We start from the raw sequence: 24,254 nt of genomic DNA, 5'->3' as shown, positions 1-24,254 counted from the left end.
AAACCGGGCATTCACGATCCGGGGACCGAACGCCTTGACCACCACCGACTCGACGTTGCGGACCCGCCTGAAGCGGGACCTGGCAGCGCGCCACGCCCGGCTCGACACGCTCTTCTCCCGCTTCGATCTCACCACCCGGCCGGGGCTGATGGGGTTTCTCTCCGCGCATCGCACCGCCTTTGCGGCGATACGCCCGGCACCGGGCGGGCTCATCGAGCCCGCGCTGCTGACCCGGATGATCGAGGCGATCGACGCCGATCTCGCCACGCTGGGCGCCGTGGTCCCGCCCCCGCTGCCGCCGCTTCAGCTGACGCAGCCCGAAGCGCAGGATTACGTGCTGCTTGGCTCGCGGCTGGGCAGTCAGCTGCTGCGCCGGCGCTGGGCGGCGGCGACGGACCCCGTGCTGCAAGACGCCGGGCGCTATCTGACGCTGCCGCCGCTCACCGGGCAGTGGCGGCGTTTTTGCGACGGCGCCGAAGCACTTGGCGGGTCGGGCACCGGGCCCGATGCCATCATCGCCGAGGCAGGCGCGCTGTTTGACCTCTTCGTGACCGCGGGTCATGCTGCGTGCAAGCCGCCCTGCCTCAGCCCCGAATGGACCACCTGAATGACCGCTTCCCCCGCTCCACATTCGGTGGATCTCAGCAATTGCGACCGTGAGCCGATCCAGTTCCTCGGCCATGTGCAACCCTATGGTTGCCTGCTCGCCGTTTCCACGGATTGGGCGGTGCAGCACGCCTCGGCCAATACCGGCGCCATGCTGGGGCTGGAGACCGCGCCGGTGGGCACGCAACTGGGCGAGCTGTTCCCGGGACAGGTGGTGCATGACCTGCGCGGCAGGGTTCAGATGCTGGGCCATGGCAGCGGTGCGGCGCGGATCTACGGGCTCGACCTCATGGGCGACGGCCGTGCCTTCGACGTCTCCGTGCATATGTCGCAGGACCTCTACGTTTTCGAGTTCGAACCCAAGGAGCAGTCAGCGGCGCGCGACGAGATGGCGCTGGTCCAGCCGCTGATCGCGCGGGTCCGCCGCCGCCCCGAGATCGACGTCATGGCGCGCGAGGCGGCGCGCGCCGTGCGGGCCATGACCGGCTTCGACCGGGTGATGATCTACCAGTTCCAGCGCGACGACAGCGGCCGGGTGATTGCCGAGGCGGCAGCGCCGGGCCTGACCCCGTTCCTCGGGCTGCGCTTTCCGGCCAGTGACATCCCCTCGCAGGCGCGCGCGCTCTATGTCCGCAACCCGATCCGGCTGATCCGCGACGTCGATGCGGAGCCGCAGCCGATCGAGCCGGCGCTGACCGGGGCGGGCCAGCCGCTCGACCTGTCGATGTCGGTCACCCGGGCCGTCTCCCCGATCCATCTCGAATATCTGCGCAACATGAACGTCGCGGCCTCGATGTCTGTGTCGATCCTGCGCGATGGCGAGCTGTGGGGGCTGATCGCCTGCCATCACGGCGCGCCGCATGCGGTGGATTACGAGAAGCGTTCGGCGGTGGAGCTGTTCACCCAGCTGCTCTCCTACGAGATCGCCGCCGTCGAGAACGCCGCCGAGCGGGCCAGCGTGGCGCGGGCGCGGGTGCTGCACGGCACCCTGCTGTCGCGGATGACCGACGGCGCGGCGATCGCCGACAATTTCGGCACCATCGCGCAGGAGATCGGCGAGGTGATCCCCTTCGACGGGATGGCGATCTGGATCAACGACCGTTTCCATGCGGTGGGCGCCACCCCCACCGAGGAGGAATTCACCGGTCTGCAGCGCCACCTCGCCCGCAGGCAGGCCCGGCAGGTGCATTCCAACGACCGTCTGGTCGACGAATACCCGCCCGCAGCGGCCTTTGCCGAGCGCGCCGCCGGCATGCTCGCGCTGCCGATCGGGCGGGGCCTGCGCGACTACATCGTGCTGTTCCGCCGCGAGCAGATCCAGGACGTGACCTGGGCGGGTGATCCGGCCAAGCCGGCGCAGCCCGGACCCAACGGGCTGCGGCTCACGCCGCGCAAGAGCTTCGAGGCCTGGACCGAGACCGTGCGCCAGCAAAGCGCGCCCTGGACCGACAGCGAGATCGCCGCCGCCGAGATCCTGCGCATCACCCTGCTCGAAGTGGTGCTCAAGATCGCCGACGACTCGATCGCCGAGCGCAAGCGCGCGCAGGAGCGTCAGGAACTGCTTATCGCCGAGCTGAACCACCGGGTGCGCAACATCCTCAACCTGGTCCGCAGCCTGGTGTCGCAAAGCCGCGCCGAGGCGAATTCGGTGGCCGAATACGGCCGCGTGCTCGACGGCCGGATCGACGCGCTGGCGCGGGCGCATGACCAGCTCACCACCGCCCAGAAGGACGGCGCCTCGCTGCGCGCGCTGATCGAGACCGAGATCGACGCCTTCGTCGCCGACCGCGCGACCCGGCTGCGGATCGAAGGCGCCGACGTGGCGCTGTCGACCGAGGCCTTTTCGACGCTGGCGCTGGTGGTGCACGAGCTGGTCACCAACGCCGCGAAATACGGGGCGCTGCGCGACGGGCATGGCCGGGTCGAGGTGCGGCTGCGGCGCGAGGCCGACGGGACGCTCGGGATCGAGTGGCGCGAACGCGGCGGCGCGCCGCTCCGCGCCTCCCAGGGCAGCGGTCGCGGCTTCGGCACCACGGTGATCGAACGCTCGGTGCCCTTCGAGCTGGGCGGCGAGGCCGAGCTGCGCTTCGCGCTGACCGGGGTCGAGGCGCGGTTCCGGATCCCGGCGCGCTTCGTCTCGGACGCGGCGCCGCGCGGCAAGGAGCAGGAGGCCGAGGATCTGGCCGGTGGCGCAGCCGACACGCCGCGCCTTTCGGGCCGGGCGCTGATCGTCGAGGACAACATGATCATCGCGATGGACGCCTCCGACATCCTGACCGAGCTGGGCTGCGAGGCGGTCGAGACCGCCAGCGGCGTCGGCGCGGCGCTGCGCCTGATCGAGGCGCAGCAGTTCGACATCGCGCTGCTCGACGTCAATCTTGGCCACGAGACCTCGGTGCCGGTGGCGGAGGTGCTGCGCGCGCGGGGCGTGCCCTTCCTGCTCGCCACCGGTTACGGCGCGACCGAGGACATCGCCGCCGCCTATCCCCCGGCCCCCACCATCAAGAAGCCCTTCACCAAGCGCAGCATGCGGCAGGGATTTTCGAAGCTTCTGGCGGAGTCCGCGGCATGATCGGCACTGGACGCCGCCTGCGCGGCGCGGCAGTCTGCGCCGGCAATCGGCAAAGGAGAGACGGCATGGCGGGATTCACGGCGCGCAAGGCGGCACTGGCGCTCATCGGGGCGGCGACGCTGGCAGGTTGCGAGGCCGCCTCGCTTGCGCCCACGCCGGTCGACCAGGAGGTGCCGATGGCCTTCCCGCAATGCCTGTCGCGGATCGAGGAGACGGCAGCGCGGATCGGCCAGGAGCCCGCCGTGCTGGCCGAGACCTCCGAGATCCGCATCGTCCGCTTCAACGACGAGGGCGAGATCGTCACCGTGAGCTGCGACGCGCTCGGCGGGCGGATGGTGGTGCAGACCCGCCCCGCCCCGGCGGCTGCCCCTGCCACGGCGATCTGAACCGGACGCGCCGATGCCGGAGAACCCCGACGCCTTCGAGATCCCGGCATGGGTCGACGACCGGCTGGTCCCGGTCGACAAGCTTGAGGTGCATCGGCGCGGTCTGCGCCACCCGGCGGTCAGCGTCTTCGTGATCTGGCAGGGCGAGACGCTGCTGCAGCAGCGCGCGGCGGCCAAGTACCACACCCCCGGGCTGTGGACCAACAGCTGCTGCACCCACCCGCTCTGGGGCGAGGCGCCCGAGGAATGCGCGCGTCGGCGGCTGGGCGAGGAGCTGGGATTGCACGACCTTCCGTTGCAACCGGCGGGCCAGATCGAATACCGCGCCGATGTCGGGGCTGGCCTGATCGAGCACGAGCTTGTCGAGGTCTTTGTCAGCCGCCCCACAGCCCGTCCCGAGCCGCGCCCCGATCCGGCCGAAGTGCAGGACACCGCCTGGATCGCGCCCGAGGCGCTGCGTGCCGATCTGGCGGCGCGACCCGGCCGCTACACCCCCTGGCTTGGGGTCTACATGCGGCAGCCGGGCCTACTGGGCTGACGCCCTATTGCTGTGCTTCGGCCGACTCGGCCGGGGCGAGGCCCTTCAGATAGGCATAGATATCGGCGGCATCCTTGGGATCGCGCACCCGGTAGGCCATCTTGCCGCGCGCCCGCCGGTCGTCGAGTTCGGCCCGCAGCCAGGCAGTCGGATCCATGACATAGGCCACGAAGCGCTCTTCGTTCCATTCGACGCCGCGCTCGCCCAGTGCGGTGATCGCGTCGCCGTAACGGAATCCCTCCACCGAACCCAGTTTCCGGCCTTCAAGGCCGTGCAGGTTGGGGCCGGTCCGGGCATTGCGCCCGGCGAGCACGCGGCCGTCCTCGTCGCGCACCACGTGACAGGCCACGCATTGCCGGCCGAACTGCAACTCGCCATTGGCGATATCCTGCGCCGCGACCGGTGCCGCACCGAGCCCCAGCCCGGCCAAGGCCAGCGCCGCGCCTCTAGACAGCAAATCCATCGAGATCTCCTTGAACCCGTAAGTGACCGTTGCCCCAGTCAGTCTAGCAGATACAGGCTCCGGCCGGGGCTTCCAATCCCCGGCGCGACACGGGATCGTGTCGTCACTCCGCACGCCCCTCCGTCGTCACCGCCCCCTGCCACAGACCCGGGTCGGCGGTCACGAAGCCGCATTCGTGCAAGGACAGCCGCGCGTCGCGGCCCAGAGCCGGGATCGCGTGGTCGAGCCCGCCGCGCAGCCGCGCGAAGCTGTGCCCCAGTGGCTCCAGCCGACCGCCATCGCTGGCGCGCAACCGCGCCGTCTCGAGGATGCGGGGCCGCGCGTCCGGCAGGGTGAGCCGGTTCAGCGGCACCACCATCCAGGCCGGGGTGAAGCCGAGGTCGAGATCCTCGCCCTGCACCGGCGCCTGCCCCTCGAGCGCGAAGCCCGCGCCCTCACGCGATATCCGGTAGGCCACCGGCGCCTGACCGCGCAGCCCGGTCACGTCGGCGCCGAGGCACCGCCAGTCGGAATCGCAGCGCAGCGCGTAGTCGAGCGCGACCTCCTCGCCCGCCTCGTCCCAGCGCGCGTGACCCATGATCAGCCAGCCCTCGTCGAGCCGGGCGAGACGGCAGCGATCGGTGCCGTCGCGGTCGAGCCTGTGCCAGATCACGCTGGCGACGGTGGTGCCGGTCATCACGGAAACCTCCTGCGGCGTTCGCCCGATGCTGGCACGGCCTCGGCCATCCTGTCCACGATTCTAGGCACTTGCCGGGCGGGCCCGGCCTGCCTAGCCTCCCGGTCATGACCCCGCCCTTCCGCCCCCGCGCGATCGGAGAAATCGCCATCCGCTGCGCCGATCCGGCACGCATGGCCCGCTTCTACGAGGAGGTGATCGGGCTGGAACGACTCTCCGGCGCGGATGATGACCCGATCATCTTTCTCAAGGTCGCCGAGGGCCATGCCGGCCATACCGCCGTGATCGCGCTGTTTGCCCATGACGCGGGCGGCGTCGCGGTGCCCGCGCCCGCAGGTACGCCCGAGACCGGCGCACGCTCCTCGCTGCATCATCTCGCGCTGTCGATGGACTACGCCGAGCAGGACAAGGTGGTGGCGTGGTACGAGCGGATCGGTCAGCCCTACCGGGTCCAGCATTTCGGCTGGATCGGCTGGCGCGGCGTGTTCACCACCGATCCCGAGGGCAACACGGTCGAGTTGGTGGCCTATGATTCCTCGGAGCTTTCCTCGAAGACCTGAAGAAAGGCCGCGCCGAACCGCTCGGCATGGCGTGGACCGAGCAGCCGCTCCATGTCGGCCATGTCGCGCGGCCGGGCGGCGGCCACGCGCGCCAGTTCCTTGGCCGAGCAGCTCATCGGCTTGTCATGGCCCTCCGGCCCGCGCAGCAGCTCCGCCTGTGTCGCCATCAGCCGGTCGTAGAGCGAGCCCGCGCCGCGCGTGGCAAGCTTGCGCCGGGCCGGGTGGATTTCCTCGACCGCACCGGTGATGACGGCGAGGAATTCGCGCCCGTAGCTTTCGAGCTTCTTGGCGCCCACGCCGCCGATCCGCGCCATTTCGTCGAGCGTGCCGGGCTTCTTCTCGGCCATCTCGATCAGCGTGCGGTCGGTGAAGATGATATAGGCGGGCAGGCTCGCCGCCTCGGCCAGCGCGCGCCGCTTGGCCTTGAGCGCCGACAGCAGCGGCGCGTCCTCCTCCGACACCATCTCGCGCACCTTGGGGCCGGAGCGGGCGGACTTGATCGTGTCCTTCCTCAGCGTGATGCTCTCCTCGCCGCGCAGGATTGGCCGCGCGGCTTCGGTCATCCGGAGCGCGCCGTGGCGTTCCGGATCGGGGCGCATCAGGTCGCGGCCCATGATCTGCCGGAAGATCGCCTGCCACTGCGCCTTGGAATGGCCCTTGCCGACACCGAAGGTCGGCAGGTCCTCGTGGCCGCGCTGCTTCACCTTGTCGGTGGCGTTGCCCATGACGATGTCGATCAGGTGCCCGGCGCCGAAGCTTTCGCCGGTGCGCAGCGCCGCGGAGAGGGCCATGCGCACCGGCTGCGTGGCGTCGAAGGTCTCGGGCGGCTTGTCGCACAGGTCGCAATGGCCGCAGGGCTCGCCCGGCGCCTCGCCGAAATAGGCGAGCAGCACCTTGCGGCGGCATTCCAGCGCCTCGGCGAGGCCGAGGAGCGCGTTGAGACGGCCGTGATCGGCGGCCCGACGCTCGGGCGGGGCGAGCCCCTCGTCGATCTGCTGGCGCCGGTAGCGGATGTCGTCGGGCCCATAGAGCGTCAGGGTCTCGGCGGGCGCGCCGTCCCGGCCGGCGCGGCCGATCTCCTGGTAATAGGCCTCGATGGATTTCGGCAGGTCGGCATGGGCGACCCAGCGAATGTCGGGCTTGTCGATGCCCATGCCGAAGGCGACGGTGGCCGCGACGATGAGACCGTCCTCGCGCTGGAACCGGGTCTCGGCGTCGCGCCGGTCCCCGGCCTCCATGCCGCCGTGATAGTGCAGCGCCGAATGCCCCGCCTCGCGCAGCGCGGCGGCCAGCGCCTCGGTCTTGGCGCGGGTGCCGCAATAGACGATGCCCGACTGCCCGCGCCGACGGTCGGCGAAGTCGAGGATCTGGCGGCGCGGCCCGTCCTTGACCGCGAAGGCGAGGTGGATGTTGGGCCGGTCGAAGCCGCGCAGGAAGGTCTCGGGCTGGCGGCCGTCGAACAGCTTGCGGGTGATCTCCTCACGGGTTTCGGCATCGGCGGTGGCGGTGAAGGCGGCAAGCGGCACGCCGAGCTGCCGCTTCAGATCGCCGATACGGAGGTAGTCCGGGCGGAAGTCGTGGCCCCACTGGCTAACGCAATGCGCCTCGTCGACCGCGATGAGCGAGGCGCCCGCGCGTTGCAGAAGCGGGACCGTGGCGCCGGAGGCCAGACGCTCGGGCGCGATGTAGAGAAGCTTGAGCCGTCCCTCGCGCAGGCTCTCGAGCACGGCATCGGTCTCTTCCGGCGTGTTGCCGGAGGTGAGCGCGCCCGCCTCGACACCGGCCTCCCGCAGACCGCGCACCTGGTCGCGCATCAACGCAATCAGCGGCGAGATCACCACCGTCACGCCATCGCGCATCAGCGCCGGCAGCTGGTAGCACAGCGACTTGCCGCCGCCGGTGGGCATGATCGCGAGCACGTCGTGCCCGGCCGCCACCGCCGCGACGATCTCCTCCTGCCCGGGGCGGAAGGCGTCGAAGCCGAAAACGTCGCGCAGGTGGCTCACCGGGCTCATCTGGATCGTGCCTCGTTGGGACGGCGGCCGGGCCCCATCCGGCCCGGCCCTTCGGTTACTTCTGGCTCATGGCGCGGCAGGCGCCGCGCCGGGCGGCACGATCAGTAGAAGGCGGCGACGTTGTTCCGCAGCACGATCTCGATGGCATAGATACCGACCAGCACGACCAGCGGCGCGAGGTCGAGCCCGCCCATCTGCGGCAGGATGCGGCGCACCGGGGCGTAGAGCGGCTCCAGCAGGCGGGTCAGACCGTCCCAGACCTGGGCCACGAAGGGCTGGCGCGGGTTCAGAACCTGGAAGCTGATCAGCCAGCTCATGATGAAATGCGCGAAGATGAAGAAGGTCGCGATGTCGAGGATCAACATCAGGATCTGGAAGAGCGAGGTCATGGCGGTCCGTCCGGGGCTTCTGGGGTCGCCAAGACAGGTAAGGAGCGAAGCCCGCGAGAGCAATCCCGAAGGGCCCCGACGCGACGATCGGTCCCCGCGTCACCCGTTGACCTTCGCGTCACCCTCGCGCAGCCTGCGCCGCGATCCTCGCCACGGAGTTTTCGATGTATCCCTTCGTCCGCATGTTCTGGCAGTTCTGGCGCCACAGGGGCGACGCCCCGCTGCCCATCACCGGCACGCATGAAAGCCGCCACGTCGTGATGCCGTGGGATCTCGACTTCTGGAACGAGCTGAACAACGGCCGGACGCTGACGCTGTTCGATCTGGGCCGGATGCCGCTGTCCAAGCGGATCGGCGTGATCGGCGCGCTGAGAAAGCAGGGCTGGGGCATGGCCGTGGCCGGCGTTTCGGTGCGCTACCGTCGCCGGGTGCAGGGCTTCGCGAGGCTGACCATGCGGTCGCGCGCGATCTGCTGGGACGACCGCTATGTCTATACCGAGCAGGGGATGTTCCGCGGCGATGGCGAATGCACCAGCCACGCGCTGGTGCGGCTGGCAATCACCGACCGCAAGCGCGGTGGCGTGGTCAACCCGGCGCGGCTGATGGAGGTGCTGGGCCAGGACCCGGCCTCGCCGCCGATGCCCGACTGGATCGCCGACTGGGTGCGCGCCGAGGCCGAGCGGCCTTGGCCCCCGATGGCGGATGCCAGCCCCGCGACCGACACTCTCGCCGCCTGAACGGCAGCGGGCGGGCGCCGGGCGCCCACCCGCTGGGTCGGACCGCTCAGCGGCCCTTCTTCTCTCCGAGCGAAAGCGGCTTGGCCGCGCCGGAATTCGCCGTGGCCAGCACCTTCGGCTTTTCCTGCTTGGGCTTCTTCGCTTCGCGGTTGCCGCGTTTGTTGTCGCCTTTTCCCATCACGATCTCACAGGCTGAAAGGACCGTCCGGCGACAGGCCGGACGGATCGTCCCGATGCAAATCAAGGTTGCCTGACGAAACGGTCAGGGCGGTGATCCTGGCAGGGCGCGCGGGCCCCTTTGGGACCGTGTCGCGCGCAAGTCGAATCTACGCCCGCGCCCGGCGCCCCGCAAGCGCGCTCATGCGCGCCGCCCTGCCTCGCGACGCGGCGTTCGGGCCGCGCTCGGCCACCGATGCGCCGCCGATGGCCTGCCGCGCTTGCCCCGGCCCCCGCCGCCCTGTCAGATCCGCCGCGACAGGTGCGAGGGGACCGGCATGGCGACGAAGAAGCGGATCTGGGGCTGGATGATCTTCGATCTGGCCCAGCAGCCCTACGCCACCCTGGGCCTGACCTTCATCTTCGGCCCCTATTTCGCCGCCATCGCCACCGCACGCTTTGCCCGCGAGGGAATGGGCGCGTCCGAGGCCGACGCGGCGGCGCAATCCCTGTGGGGCATGGGCCAGACCGTCGCCGGGCTGGTCATCGCCTTTACCGCACCGGTGCTGGGCGCGCTGGCCGATGCCTCGGGGCGGCGGATGCCCTGGATCGCCGGCTTTTCGGTGATCACCGTGCTCTGCGCGGCGGGGCTGTGGGTGCTGACCCCGGACGGGTCGATGCTGATCCCGGCGCTGGTGCTGTTCTTCGCGGGCTTCGTCGCCGCCGAATCGGCCACCAACGTCAACAACGCGCTGCTGCCCTCGCTGGCCACCGGGCCAATGATCGGCCGGATCTCGGGCTCCGGCGCGGCGCTGGGCTATTGGGGCGGGGTGGTGTCGCTGATCGTGATGCTGCTGTTTCTCGCCGAGAACGAGGCGGGGGTGACGCTCCTGGGCAAGCCGCCCGCCTTCGGCCTCGACGCGGAGGCGCGCGAGGGCACTCGCGCCGTCGGGCCGGTGATCGCGCTGTGGTACGCGGTGTTCATCATCCCCTTCTTCGCCTGGGTGCGCGACGCAGGTCCCAAGACGCGCGATCCGGTCGGCCTGCGCGCGGTGGCGGCACGGCTGCGCGAGACGCTGCGCGACGTGATCCACAGGCCCAGCCTGGCGGCGTTTCTCGGCGCGTCGATGCTCTACCGCGACGCGCTGGCGGCGGTCTATGCCTTCGGCGGGCTCTACGCGACGCTGGTGCTGGGCTGGTCGGTGATCCAGATCGGCGTCTTCGGCATCATCGGCGCGGTCTCGGCGGCGATCCTCACCTTTGCCGGAGGGTTGGCGGATGCGCGGCTCGGTCCCAAGCCGGTGATCCGAGCCGCGATCTGGATCCTGATCGCGGTCTGCCTGCTGGTCGTCTCGATGACCCGCGACAGCCTGTTCGGCATGGCCCTGCCCGCAGGCTCGACCCTGCCAGACCTGCTGTTCTACCTCTGCGGGGCGCTGATCGGCGGCGCTGGCGGGGCGCTCTACTCGGCCTCGCGCAGCCTGATGGTGCGCCATGCCGACCCGGCGCGGGCGACCGAAGCCTTCGGCCTGTTCGCGCTGTCGGGCCGGGCCACGGCCTTTCTCGCACCGATGTCAATCACGCTCGCCACATGGATGAGCGGATCGGTGCGCGCCGGGCTCGTGCCGGTGATCGTGCTGTTTGCTCTGGGGCTGTTTCTGCTAGGGTGGGTCAACAAGAACGGAGACCGAGCAGAATGATCCGCCCCCTCTTCGCCGCCCTGATGGGGATCGGCCTCCTCGCGGCTTGCGAGCGCGAGGCCCCCGCCCCGCGCGCGGTCGTATCGACCCACAACACCAGCGACACGCGCGTCGCCAAGCAGCTTTTCGGCCATGTCTCGACGGCCTCGTCGCAGCGCTCCGAATCGATCGGCTTCTACTCCAAGGGGTGCCAGGCGGGGGCCGCGCAGTTGCCCGAAACCGGGCCGACCTGGCAGGCGATGCGGCTGTCGCGCAACCGCAACTGGGCCCAGCCCGAGACCATCGACTTCATTCAGGATCTGTCGCGCAAGGCGGCCGCCCTGCCGGGCTGGAACGGCATCTATGTCGGCGACATGAGCCAGCCGCGCGGCGGCCCGATGCTGACCGGCCATGCCAGCCACCAGACCGGTATCGATGCCGACATCTGGCTGCGCCGGACCGACCGCCTGAACCTGTCGGTGGCCGAGCGCGAGGCGATCTCCTCGACCGACATGCAGGCCCGCGGCGGCGCCTATACCAACGCCAACTGGACGCCGCAGCACATGGCGCTGGTCAAGGCCGCGGCCTCGGACCCGCGCACCGCGCGGATCTTCATCTTCCCGGGCGCCAAGGTGGCGATGTGCGACGCCGAAACCGGCGACCGCGCCTGGCTCTCCAAGGTCCGGCCCTGGTACGGCCACAACACCCATTTCCACGTCCGGCTGAACTGCCTGCCGGGTGACCCGTCCTGCGAGCCGCAGGATCCGCCGCCGCCGGGCGACGGCTGCGCCGAGGCGCGCGAGTGGCAGGCCAACATCCTGAACCCCAAGCCCGCGCCGCCGGCCGATCCCGACGCCCCCGAGCCCAAGCCCAAGCGCGAGATCACCATGGCCGACCTGCCCGCCCAATGCGCGGCCGTGCTGGCGAGCGACTGATCCGATGAAAGCACTCGTACTCGCGGCCCTGCTCACCGGCGGGGCCCCCGACCAGCAGCGCGCCGACTACATCGGCAGCCATGTCTGGCCGACCACCGAACACCATTCCGGCGGCTTCTCGGCGATCGAGACCGACGGCACCGGCTTCGTCGCGCTGAGCGATCGCGCACGGATCTTCGACGGCCGCTTCGAACGCGACGCCGAAGGCCGCATCACCGGCATCGAGATCCTGCATGACGACCCGCTGCGCTCGGGAAGCGAGGGGATCATGACTGGCAGCCTCGCCGACAGCGAGGGGCTGGCGATCGGCCCGGACGGGCGGCGCTGGATCTCCTTCGAGGCGCGGGCGCGGGTGCGCTCGGAAACCGGCCAGGACGGGCCCGAGCTGCTGCCCCGGCCGCAGGCCTTCCGCGACATGCAGTTCAACAGCGCGCTCGAGGCGCTGGCGATCGACGAGGCGGGCGCGCTCTACACCATCCCCGAACGCTCCGGTCGACTCGACCGGCCCTTCCCGGTCTATCGCTGGAAGGACGGCGAATGGAGCGTGCCGTTCAGCCTGCCACGGCGCGGCGCCTATCTCGTCACCGGCGCGGATTTCGGCCCCGACGGCAAGCTCTACCTGCTGGAGCGCGATTTCGCGGGCGTCGGCTTTCGCAGCCGGGTGCGGCGTTTCGCACCCGACGGCACCAGCGAGGAGGTGCTTCTCGAGACCGGTCTGGGGGTGCACGACAACCTCGAGGGGATCTCTGTCTGGCGCGACGATCTGGGCCGGATTCGGCTCACCATGATCTCCGATGACAATTTCCGCTTTTTCCAACGCACCGAGATCGTCGAGTACGCGCTCGACGAATGAGCTGTCCGCGTTCGGCCACACTTCGCCTTCCGCCGCGTAATGTCACATAAATTTCTGTTTGACGATCGGCCGTCCCGTGCCAGCTTTGGATCAGGCGAAACCAACTGAAAGGAGGTGATCCAGTGTCGAGAAGGGTATTGGAGAAATGTGTCGGGACAGCTTGGGAGGCGCGCGGCTGAGGCAGCCCTCGTCCGCTCACCCCCCAGGTGGATCACGGTCTAACCGACCCACCTCCTGATCTTCGAAGGGTCGTCCCCCATTCGCCGGGGACGGCCCTTTTTGTATGTCCGCGCAGGGCGGGCTATCTCGGAGGCGAGAGCTTTGGAGACAGGCATGCTGAGGATCGACGACCGCATCACCATCGAGGATTGGGAGCTGACCGAGCAGTTCACCCGCGCGTCCGGCCCCGGCGGCCAGAACGTCAACAAGGTGAGCACGGCGGTGGAGCTGCGCTTCGAGGCGGAGCGCTCGCCCAACCTGCCCGACCCGGTCAAGCGGCGGCTCAAGCGGCTGGCGGGGCGGCGCTGGACCAATGACGGCGCGGTGGTGATCTTCGTTCAGGACACCCGCCACCAGCCCCGCAACCGCGAGATCGCCCGCGAGCGCCTGGCCGAGCTGATCGCCAAGGCGACCGAGGTGCCGAAGCGCCGGATTCCGACCAAGCCGACCAAGGGAAGCGTCAGGCGGCGGCTGGAGGCGAAGAAGCAGCGCGGTGAGGTGAAGGCGCTGCGGCGCGACCCCTAGCTTCGGATCTTCCCATGGGCGCCGGGGCGATGCACTGGGCTCAGGCTGGCGCTCCCGGTTTTCGGCAGACCCTCAAAACACCCTGAACGTCTGCGTCGTCAGCGTCCGCTCGATCCCCTCGATGCCCATCAGGTGCTCGTTGAGATACATGCCGATATCCTCGCCCTCGGGGACGTAGATCTTCACCAGCAGGTCGAAGGCACCCGAGGTCGAATACAGCTCGGAATGGATCTCCTTGAGCGCGATGGCGTCGGCCACCTTGTAGGTGGTGCCGGGCTTGCAGCGGATCTGGACGAAAAGCGGGAGCGACATGGCGGACCTCAGACGGTGACGGGAATGGGGGATTGCGGGCCGACGTCGAAGACGCGCTTGTAGCGGGCGATCTCGTCCGCCGGGCCCATCGCCTTCTCGGGATTGTCGGAGAGCTTCACGGTGGGCCGCCCTTCGGCCGCCACCGCCTTGCAGACGAGGCTGAAGGGCGCCAGCGCGTCGCCGGCCAGCCCCTTGAAGTCGTTGGTCAGCATCGTGCCCCAGCCGAAGCTCACCTTCACCCGGTCCGAGAAGCGGGCATGCAGTTCGAGGATCTTCTCGGCGTCGAGCCCGTCGGAGAAGATCACCAGCTTCTCGCGCGGATCCTCGCCGCGGTCCTGCCACCAGCGGATCGCCGTCTCGGCCCCGGTCGCGGGATCGCCGCTGTCGATGCGGATGCCGGTCCAGCCGGCGAGCCAGTCGGGCGCGCGCTCGAGAAAACCTTCGGTGCCGTAGGTGTCGGGCAGGATGATGCGCAGGTTGCCCTCGTGCTCGTCATGCCAGTCGGCCAGCACCTTGTAGGGCGCCTCGGCCAGCTCTGCGTCGCTGTCGGCAAGCGCGGCATAGACCATCGGCAGCTCATGCGCGTTGGTGCCGATCGCCTCGAGATCGCGGTTCTTGGCGATCAGGCAGTTCGAGGTACCGGCAAAGCTCGACCCCATGCCTTCGAGCATGGCCTGCACGCACCAGTCCTGCCACAGGAAGGAATGGCGGCGGCGGGTGCCGAAATCGGCGATCCTGAGGCCTTGGGTGCCGCGCAGCCGCTCGACCTTTTCCCAGGTGCGGGTCATGGCGCGGGCATAGAGCACCTGCAGCTCGAACCGGCCCATGTCGTTGAGCACCGCGCGCGAGCGCAGCTCCATCAGCACCGCGAGCGCCGGGATCTCCCACAGCATCACCTCGGGCCAGGCGCCCTCGAAGGTCAGCTCGTACTGCCCGTCGCGTTTCTCGAGATGGTAGGGCGGCAGGCGCAGCCCCTCGAACCACTCCATGAAGTCGGGGCGGAACATCTGCCGCTTGCCGTAGAAGGTGTTGCCCCTGAGCCAGGTGCTTTCGCCCCGGGTGAGCGAGAGCGAGCGGATATGGTCAAGTTGCTCGCGCAGCTCGCCCTCGTCGATCAGCTCGGCGAGACGGATCGACTTGGTGCGGTTGATCAGGCTGAAGGTGACCTGCGTCGTCGGGTGGTTGCGAAACACCGACTGGCACATCAGCAGCTTGTAGAAATCGGTGTCGATGAGCGAGCGGACGATCGGGTCGATCTTCCACTTGTGGTTCCAGACGCGGGTCGCGATGTCCATCAGCCCAGCACCACGCCGGCGTCACCCATCGCCTGCCGCGCCGCGCCGAGGCTGCCGTCGAGGTCGATCCCGCGCGAGAGGCTCTCGATCACCGTGACCGCGTAGCCGAGCTTCGCCCCGTCGAGCGCCGAGTAGTTGACGCAGAAATCGGTGGCGAGACCGACCAGCGTGATCGCGGTGATGCCGCGCTCGGAGAGGTAGCCATGCAGGCCGGTCGGGGTGGCGCGGTCGTTCTCGAAGAAGGCCGAGTAGCTGTCGATCTCGCGGCGGAACCCCTTGCGGATGATCAGGTCGGCATCCGTGCGCAGGTCCGGGTGGAAGGCGGCACCCTGCGAGCCCTGAACGCAATGATCGGGCCAGAGCACCTGCGGGCCATAGGGCATCTCGGTCATCGTCATCGGCGCCGCATCGTCATGCTGGCTCGCGAAGGAGAGGTGGTCGGCCGGGTGCCAGTCCTGCGTCAGCACCACGGCGCGAAACTCGTCCATCAGCGCGTTGATGCCCGGAACGATCTCGTCGCCGCCCTGCACCGCGAGCGCGCCGCCGGGGCAGAAGTCGTTCTGCATGTCGATGACGATCAATGCCTCGTTGGCGGGGCGCATGGCTCTCTCCTCAGCTCTGTGCCACCGAGGTAAGCCCCTCGCCTGCCTGCGTCAAATGCCGCGCATGGCCGCTGCGATGGCATCGGCCGCCCGCTCGAGCCCGGCCGCGTCGAGCGTCTCGGCCTCGACCCGCGCCGCGAAGACCGGCGCGTGCGCCGCGCGAGAGCGGGCATAGGCGGGGTCGTAATGCTCGACCATCAGCGCGGCCGAAAGCTCGACCATGCGGCCCTCGGCCAGCAGCTTCTGCCAGCCATCGACCACCTCGTGACCGCGATGCGCGCGCAGCTGGTCAAGGAGATGCGACAGCCGCGCAGGGTCGGCGCTGACATCCTCGTATTGCCGCGCAAGGAACGCGGCGCGCGCCTCGATTGGCGCGGTGATCTCGATGCGCGGCGCACGGGTCATCAGCGCCCAGAGCGAGGGCGGCAGGGTGATCCGGCCGATCTTGGAGCTTTCGGCCTCCACCAGCACCGGCCGGGTGGGGTCGAGCCGGGCGAGGCCTTCGGCGAGCCGGCTCTCGAAGCCCTTCTGCGCCGGCTGCTCGTCGGGATCGCCGCCCAGCAGCGAGCCGCGATGATGGGCCAGCCCCTCGAGGTCGAGCACCTGCCCGCCGCGCGCCTCGACCAGCGGCAGCAGCGCCGTCTTGGCGGTGCCGGTAAAGCCGTCGAGCAGCACGAAACGATGCGGCAGCGGCGTTTCGTAGAGCGCGTCATGCACTAGGCGGCGCCAGGTCTGATAGCCGCCCTCGACGACCTCGGCGCGCCAGCCGATCTGGGTCAGGATCGAGGCGAAGGAGTTCGACCGCTGCCCGCCGCGCCAGCAATAGACCAGCGGCTTCCAGCGATACTCCCGGTCCGCCAGCGGCCCCGAGATATGCGCGGCGGCGTTCTTGGCGACCAGCGCCGCGCCGATCTTGCGCGCATCGAATGGCGAGACCTGCTTGTAGATCGTACCGACCTCGGCGCGCTCGGCGTTGGACAGCACCGGCAGGCTGATCGCGCCGGGGACGTGGTCCTCGGCGTATTCGGCAGGGCTGCGCACGTCGATCACGTCGTCGAAGCCGTGGTCGAGAAAGGCGGGAATGGTGTCGAAGCGGGTGCTCATGCGAGCCTCTCTACAGGGCCGGTGCCGGGCCGGGAAGCGGCGTCCCCGGCCGATGGGGCGGGATCTGCGTATTTGGAGAATGGTGAAGAGGGGGGCGCGCTTCTCGTTCGACGGTCCGCAGATATGTGGTGCGTTCGTCGGGGTCCGGAACGACAAAGGGGCCGCGGCATTCGCCGCGGCCCCCTGCCCCGTCCCTTGCGGGCGGATTATTCCTCGACGTCGAAGGTCAGCGCCTTGACCTGCTGGAACTTGCCAGTGTCGCGCAGCTTCTGCAGCACCTCTTCGGAGACCGCTTCGTCGGCATAGAGGATGGCGATCGCCTCGCCCGCGCGCTGGTTGCGGCCCAGGGTGAAGTTGGCGATGTTGACGCCGTTTTCGCCCATCATGGTGCCCAGCACGCCGATGATGCCCGGCACGTCCTGATTGGTGGTGTAGACCATGTGGCGGCCGATCTCGGCGTCGATGTTGATGCCCTTGATCTGGATGAAGCGCGGCTTGCCGTCCGAGAACACCGTGCCCGCGACCGAGCGCTCGCGCTTGTCGGTGACCACGGTTACCTTGACGTAGCCCTCGAAGGTGCCGGACTGGTCCTGCTTGGTGGTCGAGATCTGGATGCCGCGCTCCTTGGCGATCACCGGGGCGGAAACCATGTTCACGTCCGGGTTCACCTTGCGCATGATGCCCGCGACCAGCGCCGAGTTCAGCGCGGCGAGGTTCATCTCCGAGACCACACCGTCATAGAGGATGTTGATCGCCTTGACCGGCTCGTCGGTCATCTGGCCGATGAAGTTGCCGAGGTGGCCCGAAAGGCCGATCCACGGCCCCATGATCTTCGCCTCTTCGGCGGTGATCGAAGGCATGTTGATGGCGTTGGTGACGGCGCCGGTCAGCAGGTAGTCCGACATCTGCTCGGCCACCTGCAGGGCGACGTTTTCCTGCGCCTCGGTGGTGGCGGCGCCCAGATGCGGGGTGACCACGACGTTGGGCAGGTTGAACAGCGGCGAGTTGGTCGCGGGCTCCTCGGCGAAGACGTCGAAGGCGGCACCGGCGACGCGGCCCTCGGTGATCGCCTCGGCCAGCGCTGCCTCGTCGACGAGGCCGCCGCGGGCGCAGTTGACGATCCGCACGCCCGGCTTGAGCTTGGCGATGTTCTCCTTGGAGAGGATGTTGCGGGTCTGGTCGGTCAGCGGCACGTGCAGCGTGATGAAGTCTGCGCGCTTCAGCAGCTCGTCCAGCTCCAGCTTCTCGACGCCGATCTCGGTGGCACGCTCTTCCGACAGGAAGGGATCATAAGCCACGACCTTCATCTTCAGGCCATGCGCGCGGTCGATCACGATCGAGCCGATGTTGCCGGCGCCGATCACGCCCAGCGTCTTGCCGGTGACCTCGACGCCCATGAAGCGCGACTTCTCCCACTTGCCCGCATGGGTCGATGCGTTCGCCTCGGGGATCTGGCGCGCCACGGCCATCAGCATCGAGATCGCGTGCTCGGCGGTGGTGATCGAGTTGCCGAAGGGCGTGTTCATCACGATGATGCCCTTCTTCGACGCGGCCGGGATGTCGACGTTGTCGACACCGATGCCGGCGCGGCCGATGACCTTGAGGTTGGTGGCCTTCTCGATCAGCTTCTCGGTCGCCTTGGTGGCCGAGCGGATCGCGAGACCGTCGTAATTGCCGATGATCTCGGCGAGCTTTTCCTTGTCCTTGCCGAGCTTCGGCTGGAAATCGACCTCGATGCCGCGATCGCGGAAGATCTGCACGGCGGCGTCGGAGAGGGCGTCGGAAATGAGAACCTTGGGCATGGAATGCTCCTGTGGCGGTCGGACGGGAGGCGTCCGGGGATATGGGGGAGCGGGGCGCGCCGTCGCGCGCGCGCCCCGAAGGGGATCAGGCGGCTTCGGCCTGCGCCGCGATCTCGGCCTCGAAGGCCCAGTCGAGCCAAGGCATCAGCGCCTCGAGATCGGCGGTCTCGACCGTGGCGCCGCACCAGATGCGCAGGCCGGCCGGGGCGTCGCGATAGGCGCCAATGTCGAGGGCCACGCCCTCCTTCTCGAGCCGCTTGGCCACAGCCTTGGCAAAGGCGGTCCCGTCCTTGATGCGCTCATCGGTGAACTTCAGGCAGACCGAGGTGTTCGAGCGGGTGGCCGGGTCCTCGGCGAGGTTGGCGATCCAGGGACGCGCGTCGCAGAAATCCCAGATGACCTTGGCATTGGCGTCAGCGCGGGCCTTCAGCCCCTCCAGCCCGCCGACCTCGCGGCCCCAGGCCAGCGCGACGAGGTAATCCTCGACGCAGAGCATCGACGGCGTGTTGATCGTCTCGCCCTTGAAGATGCCCTCGATCAGCTTGCCGCCCTTGGTCATGCGGAAGATCTTCGGCAGCGGCCAGGCGGGGGTGTAGCTCTCCAGCCGCTCGACGGCGCGGGGGCTCAGGATCAGCATGCCATGCGCGGCCTCGCCGCCCATCACCTTCTGCCAGGAGAAGGTGGTGACGTCGAGCTTGTCCCAGGGCAGCTCCTGCGCGAAGGCGGCCGAGGTGGCGTCGCAGATGGTCAGGCCCGCGCGATCGGCCGGGATCGCATCGCCTGAGGCCACGCGCACACCGGAGGTGGTGCCGTTCCAAGTGAAGACGACGTCGGTGTCGTAGTCGATCGAGGCCATGTCGACGATCTGGCCGTAATCGGCGGTCTTCACCTCGGCGTCGATCTTCAGCTGCTTCACGACATCCGTGACCCAGCCCGCGCCGAAGCTTTCCCAGGCGACCATGGTGGCCTTGCGGGCGCCGAGCATCGACCACATCGCCATCTCGACGGCACCGGTGTCCGAGGCGGGCACGATGCCGATCCGGTAATCGGCGGGGATGCCGAGGAGCTCGCGCGTCTCTTCGATCGCGGCGGCGAGCTTAGACTTGCCGATGGCGGCGCGGTGCGAGCGGCCGAGCGGCGCGTCGGAGAGCTTGTCGAGGCTCCAATGGGGGGGTTTGGCGCAGGGGCCGGAGGAGAATCGCGGATTCGACGGACGAACGTCCGGAGTCGTGCTGACCATTGCTGGTATCCTTGCAGATAAGCGCCTCTCGTTGGGGAGAGGTGTCCCGTCGCCGCAGATACGCCCCCCGACGCGCTTTCACAACGGGGAAATTGCCGTTAAGGCACCGCCAAACGTCGCAAGCGGGCCATCCCGCGCCACTATCGGAAACTTTCCCCCATGTTCACCGCGCTCCTTCTCTCCGCCCCCGGTACCCAGCTCGATCCGATTCTCGCCGAGAACCTGCGCAGTGCCTGGGGCGGCAGCGCGCTCGACTGGCTGTCGCCGGGCGAGGCGGTGGAGTTCGGCCTCCCGTCGATGCCGGACAATCGGTGGGACGTCTGGGCCGATCTGCAGCAGGCGCGCGTCGATCTGGTGATCCAGCGGACCGAAGGCCGCCGCAAGAAGATGCTGCTCGCCGACATGGACAGCACGATGATCCAGCAGGAATGCATCGACGAGCTGGCCGCCGAGGCGGGCGTGGGCGAGCGCGTGGCCGAGATCACCCGGCGCGCGATGAATGGCGAGCTGGATTTCGAGGGCGCGCTGATCGAGCGCGTGGGCCTGCTCAAGGATCTCGACGAGGCGGTGATCGCCCGCGTGCTGTCGGAGCGGATCACCCACATGCCGGGTGGTCGCGAGCTCATCGCCACGATGAAGGCCAATGGCGGCCACGCGGCGCTGGTTTCGGGCGGTTTCACCGCCTTCACCGAGAACGTGGCCGAGGCGCTGGGCTTTCACGAGCATCGCGCCAACACGCTGCTGGCCGCGGGCGGCAAACTCACCGGCGAGGTGGCCCGCCCGATTCTCGGCCGGGAGGCCAAGGTGCAGGCGCTGCACGAGATCACCGCGCGGCTGGGAATCACCCCGGATGACGTCATCGCGGTGGGCGACGGCGCCAATGATCTCGGCATGCTCGGCCTCGCCGGGACCGGGGTGGCGCTGCACGCCAAGCCGGTGGTGGCCGAGCAATGCGAGGTCCGCGTGAATCACGGCGACCTGACGGCGCTGCTCTACATCCAAGGCTATCGCCGGGAAATGTTCGCCATTTGATCTTGCGCGACTCGGTTCGTGGCCCGACACTGACGCAGGGGCAGACCCGCCCCGCGTCACCTGGGAGGACGACATGACCGACAAGCGTTTCATGTATATCTACCACGGCAACGGGATGGGCCCGCCCGAGAGCGAAGAGGCGGGCCGCGAGGCGATGGCCCGCTGGCAGGGCTGGATGGACGGCATCCGCGACAACATCGTCGACGAGGGTGCCCCCGCCGGAAAATCGCACACCGTGAGCCAGAGCGGCGTGACCCATGACGGCGGTGCCAACCCCGTCTATGGCTACACGCTCGTCACCGCGCCCGACATCGACGCGGCGATCGCCATGGCCAAGGACTGCCCGATGGTCGCCGATGGCGGCAGCGTCGAGGTCTGCGAAGCGATCCAGATGTAAATCGGCCACCGTGGCGTTGCGCTGACGCCACGGTTCCGCCCGGCGGTTTTCGCCGGGCGCTTTGCGCGGATATCCGCGCAAAGACGTGAGCGCGCGGGGCTTTCACAAAGCCGGGGAATCTTGGTAAGCCTCTGGCCATCGAGTTGAACCCGCCCCTTCCAGTCGAAAAGGCGCCGGGGGCATCCAAGAGGCCAGACAGCTGGAGGCTGCTACATGATGTCACGACTTTTCCGCGCGTTCGGGTCCCTGACGGCAGGTGCGCTCATCGCCGCCGCCGCCACGAGCGCCGTCGCGCAGGAGGCGTCGAACCGCGTCGCCGCAGAGACCGACTGGAGCGTGTTTCAGGAAACCGATCCGGTCGAATGCTTTGGCGTCTCGGCCCCCAAGAGCCAGCTCAACACCAAGGACGGCCAGCCCGTCACCGTGAACCGCGGCGAGACGCTGCTCTTCGTGTTCTATCGCCCGGCGCAGGGCGTGAACGGCCAGGTGACCTTCACCGGCGGCTACCCCTTCGCGTCCGGCTCGACCGTGACGCTTGAAGTCGGCGGGCAGGACTTCCAGCTCTTCACCGAAGGCGATTGGGCCTGGCCCGCGACGCCGCAGGACGACGCGGCCATCGTCGCGGCGATGAAGCGCGGCGCCGAAGCCGTGCTCACCGGCGTGTCCGGCCGCGGCACCCAGACCAAGGACACCTTCTCGCTGCTGGGCTTCACCGCGGCCGTGGACGAGGCCGCCAAGCGCTGCACCAGCTGATCCACCGCCCTTCCGGGGCGGCCCCATGACATGAGAGCGGGTCCGGTTTTCCTTGATGACCGGGCCCGCTTTCCCATATGAGCCGGGCAGCCCCGGCCCCGAGGTACCCCCGATGACCGCCCCCGTCACACCGACCGCCCCCATCACCCAGGACGTCCACACCATCCCGCGCAAGGCGCCGGAAGGTCCGACCAACCTCGTCGGCCTGCGCCGCGAGGCGATGCGCGATGCGCTGATCGCGGCCGGCACGCCCGAGAAGCAGGCGAAGATGCGGGTGAACCAGATCTGGCAGTGGATCTACCACTGGGGCGTGCGCGATTTCGACGCGATGACCAATCTCGCAAAGCCGTATCGCGAGCTGCTGGCGCGCAACTTCGTCATCTCCTTGCCCGAGATCGTCTCCAAGCAGGTTTCCTCCGACGGCACCCGCAAGTATCTGGTCCGGATCGCCGGCGGCCACGAGGTCGAGACGGTCTACATCCCCGAAGAGGATCGCGGCACGCTGTGCATCTCCAGCCAGGTGGGCTGCACGCTGACCTGCTCGTTCTGCCATACCGGCACCCAGAAGCTGGTCCGCAACCTGACCCCGGCCGAGATCGTGGGCCAGGTGATGCTGGCGCGCGACGACCTCGGCGAGTGGCCGCAGCCGGGCGCGCCCAAGGACGAGACCCGGCTTCTGTCGAACATCGTGCTGATGGGCATGGGCGAGCCGCTCTACAATTTCGAGGGCGTGCGCGACGCGATGAAGATCGCCATGGATGGCGAGGGCATCGCCCTGTCGCGCCGTCGCATCACGCTGTCGACCAGCGGCGTCGTGCCCGAGATCGCGCGCACCGCCGAAGAGATCGGCTGCATGCTCGCCGTCAGCTTCCACGCCACCACCGACGAGGTGCGCGACAAGCTGGTGCCGATCAACAAGAAGTGGAACATCGAGAAGCTGCTCGAGGCGCTGAAATCCTATCCCAAGCTGTCGAACTCCGAGCGCATCACCTTCGAATACGTGATGCTCAAGGACGTGAACGACAGCGACGAGGATGCGCGCCGCCTGGTCAAGCTGATCGAGGGCATCCCGGCCAAGATCAACCTGATCCCCTTCAACGAATGGCCCGGCTCGCCCTACCAGCGCTCGTCGAACAATCGCATCCACGCCTTCGCCGACATCATCTACAAGGCGGGCTATGCAAGCCCGATCCGCACGCCGCGCGGCGAGGACATCATGGCCGCCTGCGGCCAGCTCAAATCCGCGACCGAGCGCGCCCGCAAGAGCCGCGCCGAGATCGCGGCCGAAGTACAGGGATAAGGTGCCGGACCAACCGGGCGCCATCAGGGGGAGAGAGCGGTGAAGATCAAGCTCAACGGGATCGAGTTCGAGGTCACGGCGGTGGAGCCCGCCCTGCGGGAGGCGATCCTCGGCGATCCGGTGATCGCCAAGGCGGTCTGGCGCGACGTCTATGCCTGGGACGCGGCCGCGCAGGAGGGCAAGAACACCGGCCCCGTGACCCAGAACGGCGCGATCCCGCTGGCCAACGGCCTCTCCTTCTTCGTGCCCAAGGGCGAGGGCGCCGAGAAGAACGAGAGCGCCTCGCGCACCTCCGGTGAGCGGTTCCTCAAGGCGCTGAACGTGAAGTCGACCATCGACGTGCTCAAGGCGATGGCGCGGCTTCTGGGCATGCCGCAGAAGATCCTGCCCAAGGAGTTCGACCCGCTCCGCCCGGTGGCCTCCTTCACGGTGAGGATGCATGTCGAGCACTCGGTGCTGCGGCTTCGCAACGCCAGCCGGAACCTGCAGGCCTATCTTCTGGTGCCCGGACAGATCGGCTTTCACCACGAGATCACGGCGATCCACGACCAGGCAGGCTACGACGCCCTGATCGCCGAGAAGCCCGAGCTGAAGACGCTGACGCCGCTCTTCCTGGTGCCCGCGCGCACCAAGGCCAACCGCGAGATGCGCGCCACCGCACTGATGGCGCAGACCCGCGACCTCGCGGAGCAGGCCAAGGGCAAATCCGTCGAGGAGCTGCCGGAAGCGCTGCGCATGCGGATCGGGCGCAACCAGGCCGAGCTGCGAATGCTGGCCCAGGCCGCGAACCAGGCGCGCCAGGGTCAGACCGGCGCCAAGCCCCGCGCCACCGCCTGAGGAACCGCCGCCCGTCTGGCCAGTTGGCCGTGCATCCCCGCAGCGGAGGCACGGCCATGAGCTATTCGACAGGTGACAGGGTGACGTGGAACTGGGCCAACGGCACCGGTAGCGGCAAGATCACCAAGGTCTACACGCGCAAGATCACCCGCACGATCAAGGGCTCCGAGATCACCCGCAACGCCAGCGAGGACGAGCCCGCCTACCTGATCGAGCAGGAGGATGGCGACGAGGTGCTCAAGAGCGGCTCCGAACTGTCCAAGGCCTGAGG

The 24,254-nt window shown here is 68.8% G+C and carries 27 protein-coding genes; 16 read left to right on the top strand and 11 right to left on the bottom strand.

Features of this window, described 5'->3' with window-relative positions; all coding sequences use genetic code 11:
* Positions 1–34: 34 nt before the first annotated feature.
* The 4 genes from T8T21_RS11765 (at position 35) to idi (ending at position 4,102) form a co-directional block, all read left to right on the top strand.
* Entirely contained in the window at positions 35–607 is a 573-nt protein-coding gene (locus tag T8T21_RS11765; protein ID WP_322335730.1) for a biliverdin-producing heme oxygenase, read from the top strand.
* Positions 608–3,178 carry an HWE histidine kinase domain-containing protein gene (locus tag T8T21_RS11760; protein ID WP_322335729.1) on the top strand — a complete coding sequence of 857 codons (2,571 nt, stop codon included), beginning with the start codon at positions 608–610 and terminating at the stop codon, positions 3,176–3,178.
* Positions 3,179–3,243: 65 nt separating this feature from the next.
* Positions 3,244–3,564 (top strand): hypothetical protein, encoded by a 321-nt coding sequence (locus T8T21_RS11755; protein WP_322335728.1) that lies wholly within the window; start codon positions 3,244–3,246, stop codon positions 3,562–3,564.
* Positions 3,565–3,577: 13 nt separating this feature from the next.
* Entirely contained in the window at positions 3,578–4,102 is a 525-nt protein-coding gene (gene idi / locus T8T21_RS11750; protein WP_322335727.1) for an isopentenyl-diphosphate Delta-isomerase, read from the top strand.
* Positions 4,103–4,106: 4 nt separating this feature from the next.
* Here the strand turns inward: idi and T8T21_RS11745 are convergent, their stop codons facing one another.
* On the bottom strand, positions 4,107–4,565 hold the full coding sequence (locus tag T8T21_RS11745) for a c-type cytochrome (RefSeq protein WP_322335726.1): 459 nt from the start codon (positions 4,563–4,565) through the stop codon (positions 4,107–4,109).
* Between the two features lie 103 nt (positions 4,566–4,668).
* Positions 4,669–5,241 carry a putative glycolipid-binding domain-containing protein gene (locus T8T21_RS11740; protein WP_322335725.1) on the bottom strand — a complete coding sequence of 191 codons (573 nt, stop codon included), beginning with the start codon at positions 5,239–5,241 and terminating at the stop codon, positions 4,669–4,671.
* 107 nt (positions 5,242–5,348) lie between these two features.
* On the opposite strand from T8T21_RS11740, the gene T8T21_RS11735 reads away from it, so the two are divergent.
* On the top strand, positions 5,349–5,801 hold the full coding sequence (locus T8T21_RS11735; RefSeq protein ID WP_322335724.1) for a VOC family protein: 453 nt from the start codon (positions 5,349–5,351) through the stop codon (positions 5,799–5,801).
* On the opposite strand, the gene recQ is transcribed toward T8T21_RS11735, so the two are convergent.
* On the bottom strand, positions 5,768–7,816 hold the full coding sequence (recQ, locus tag T8T21_RS11730) for a DNA helicase RecQ (RefSeq protein ID WP_322335723.1): 2,049 nt from the start codon (positions 7,814–7,816) through the stop codon (positions 5,768–5,770). The two genes, T8T21_RS11735 and recQ, sit on opposite strands and share 34 nt — an antisense overlap.
* Before the next feature lie 101 nt (positions 7,817–7,917).
* Positions 7,918–8,205, bottom strand: coding sequence for a YggT family protein (locus T8T21_RS11725; protein ID WP_322335722.1), 288 nt, complete (start codon positions 8,203–8,205; stop codon positions 7,918–7,920).
* 164 nt (positions 8,206–8,369) lie between these two features.
* Here T8T21_RS11725 and T8T21_RS11720 point away from each other — a divergent pair, with 164 nt between their 5' ends.
* Positions 8,370–8,942, top strand: coding sequence for an acyl-CoA thioesterase (locus T8T21_RS11720; protein ID WP_183470124.1), 573 nt, complete (start codon positions 8,370–8,372; stop codon positions 8,940–8,942).
* Positions 8,943–8,988: 46 nt separating this feature from the next.
* Here T8T21_RS11720 and T8T21_RS11715 read toward each other — a convergent pair whose 3' ends face one another.
* Entirely contained in the window at positions 8,989–9,120 is a 132-nt protein-coding gene (locus tag T8T21_RS11715) for a hypothetical protein (protein WP_021692379.1), read from the bottom strand.
* A 316-nt stretch (positions 9,121–9,436) separates the two neighbouring features.
* On the opposite strand from T8T21_RS11715, the gene T8T21_RS11710 reads away from it, so the two are divergent.
* The 4 genes from T8T21_RS11710 to arfB all read left to right on the top strand — a co-directional run bounded on the left by T8T21_RS11710 (position 9,437) and on the right by arfB (position 13,309).
* The gene (locus T8T21_RS11710) at positions 9,437–10,798 is read left to right on the top strand and encodes an MFS transporter (RefSeq protein ID WP_322335721.1); all 1,362 of its coding nucleotides are present in this window, start codon (positions 9,437–9,439) and stop codon (positions 10,796–10,798) included.
* Entirely contained in the window at positions 10,795–11,712 is a 918-nt protein-coding gene (mepA, locus tag T8T21_RS11705) for a penicillin-insensitive murein endopeptidase (protein ID WP_322335720.1), read from the top strand. The genes T8T21_RS11710 and mepA overlap by 4 nt, the downstream gene beginning before the upstream one ends.
* A gap of 4 nt (positions 11,713–11,716) precedes the next feature.
* On the top strand, positions 11,717–12,565 hold the full coding sequence (locus tag T8T21_RS11700; protein ID WP_322335719.1) for an esterase-like activity of phytase family protein: 849 nt from the start codon (positions 11,717–11,719) through the stop codon (positions 12,563–12,565).
* A gap of 333 nt (positions 12,566–12,898) precedes the next feature.
* Positions 12,899–13,309: an alternative ribosome rescue aminoacyl-tRNA hydrolase ArfB gene (arfB, locus tag T8T21_RS11695; protein ID WP_322335718.1), complete on the top strand. Its 411-nt coding sequence runs from the start codon at positions 12,899–12,901 to the stop codon at positions 13,307–13,309.
* 72 nt (positions 13,310–13,381) lie between these two features.
* Here arfB and T8T21_RS11690 read toward each other — a convergent pair whose 3' ends face one another.
* The 6 genes from T8T21_RS11690 to T8T21_RS11665 form a co-directional block, all read right to left on the bottom strand.
* On the bottom strand, positions 13,382–13,621 hold the full coding sequence (locus T8T21_RS11690) for an Lrp/AsnC ligand binding domain-containing protein (protein WP_085895107.1): 240 nt from the start codon (positions 13,619–13,621) through the stop codon (positions 13,382–13,384).
* An 8-nt stretch (positions 13,622–13,629) separates the two neighbouring features.
* Complete coding sequence (gene pncB / locus T8T21_RS11685) at positions 13,630–14,919, bottom strand: nicotinate phosphoribosyltransferase (protein ID WP_322337489.1); 1,290 nt, start codon at positions 14,917–14,919, stop codon at positions 13,630–13,632.
* Positions 14,916–15,518, bottom strand: a complete 603-nt coding sequence (gene pncA, locus T8T21_RS11680; RefSeq protein WP_322335717.1) for a bifunctional nicotinamidase/pyrazinamidase — start codon at positions 15,516–15,518, stop codon at positions 14,916–14,918. The genes pncB and pncA overlap by 4 nt, the downstream gene beginning before the upstream one ends.
* 51 nt (positions 15,519–15,569) lie before the next feature.
* The gene (gene mnmH, locus T8T21_RS11675) at positions 15,570–16,622 is read right to left on the bottom strand and encodes a tRNA 2-selenouridine(34) synthase MnmH (RefSeq protein ID WP_183470134.1); all 1,053 of its coding nucleotides are present in this window, start codon (positions 16,620–16,622) and stop codon (positions 15,570–15,572) included.
* 206 nt (positions 16,623–16,828) lie between these two features.
* Positions 16,829–18,424, bottom strand: coding sequence for a phosphoglycerate dehydrogenase (gene serA, locus T8T21_RS11670; RefSeq protein WP_183470135.1), 1,596 nt, complete (start codon positions 18,422–18,424; stop codon positions 16,829–16,831).
* Positions 18,425–18,509: 85 nt separating this feature from the next.
* Positions 18,510–19,664: a phosphoserine transaminase gene (locus tag T8T21_RS11665; protein ID WP_322335716.1), complete on the bottom strand. Its 1,155-nt coding sequence runs from the start codon at positions 19,662–19,664 to the stop codon at positions 18,510–18,512.
* Between the two features lie 159 nt (positions 19,665–19,823).
* On the opposite strand from T8T21_RS11665, the gene serB reads away from it, so the two are divergent.
* The 6 genes from serB (at position 19,824) to T8T21_RS11635 (ending at position 24,252) form a co-directional block, all read left to right on the top strand.
* Positions 19,824–20,696, top strand: coding sequence for a phosphoserine phosphatase SerB (serB, locus tag T8T21_RS11660; protein WP_322335715.1), 873 nt, complete (start codon positions 19,824–19,826; stop codon positions 20,694–20,696).
* A 73-nt stretch (positions 20,697–20,769) separates the two neighbouring features.
* Positions 20,770–21,093, top strand: a complete 324-nt coding sequence (locus T8T21_RS11655) for a YciI family protein (RefSeq protein WP_322335714.1) — start codon at positions 20,770–20,772, stop codon at positions 21,091–21,093.
* A gap of 213 nt (positions 21,094–21,306) precedes the next feature.
* Positions 21,307–21,846, top strand: a complete 540-nt coding sequence (locus T8T21_RS11650) for an invasion associated locus B family protein (protein WP_322335713.1) — start codon at positions 21,307–21,309, stop codon at positions 21,844–21,846.
* A gap of 112 nt (positions 21,847–21,958) precedes the next feature.
* Positions 21,959–23,146 carry a 23S rRNA (adenine(2503)-C(2))-methyltransferase RlmN gene (rlmN, locus tag T8T21_RS11645; RefSeq protein WP_183470145.1) on the top strand — a complete coding sequence of 396 codons (1,188 nt, stop codon included), beginning with the start codon at positions 21,959–21,961 and terminating at the stop codon, positions 23,144–23,146.
* 39 nt (positions 23,147–23,185) lie between these two features.
* Positions 23,186–23,983, top strand: coding sequence for a hypothetical protein (locus tag T8T21_RS11640; protein WP_322335712.1), 798 nt, complete (start codon positions 23,186–23,188; stop codon positions 23,981–23,983).
* 56 nt (positions 23,984–24,039) lie between these two features.
* Positions 24,040–24,252, top strand: coding sequence for a hypervirulence associated TUDOR domain-containing protein (locus tag T8T21_RS11635; RefSeq protein ID WP_322335711.1), 213 nt, complete (start codon positions 24,040–24,042; stop codon positions 24,250–24,252).
* Positions 24,253–24,254 lie beyond the last annotated feature (2 nt).

It is taken from the genome of Limimaricola variabilis, assembly GCF_034371605.1.
Taxonomy (GTDB): Bacteria; Pseudomonadota; Alphaproteobacteria; order Rhodobacterales; family Rhodobacteraceae; genus Limimaricola; species Limimaricola variabilis.
This window is presented reverse-complemented; position numbering and strand designations above follow the sequence as displayed.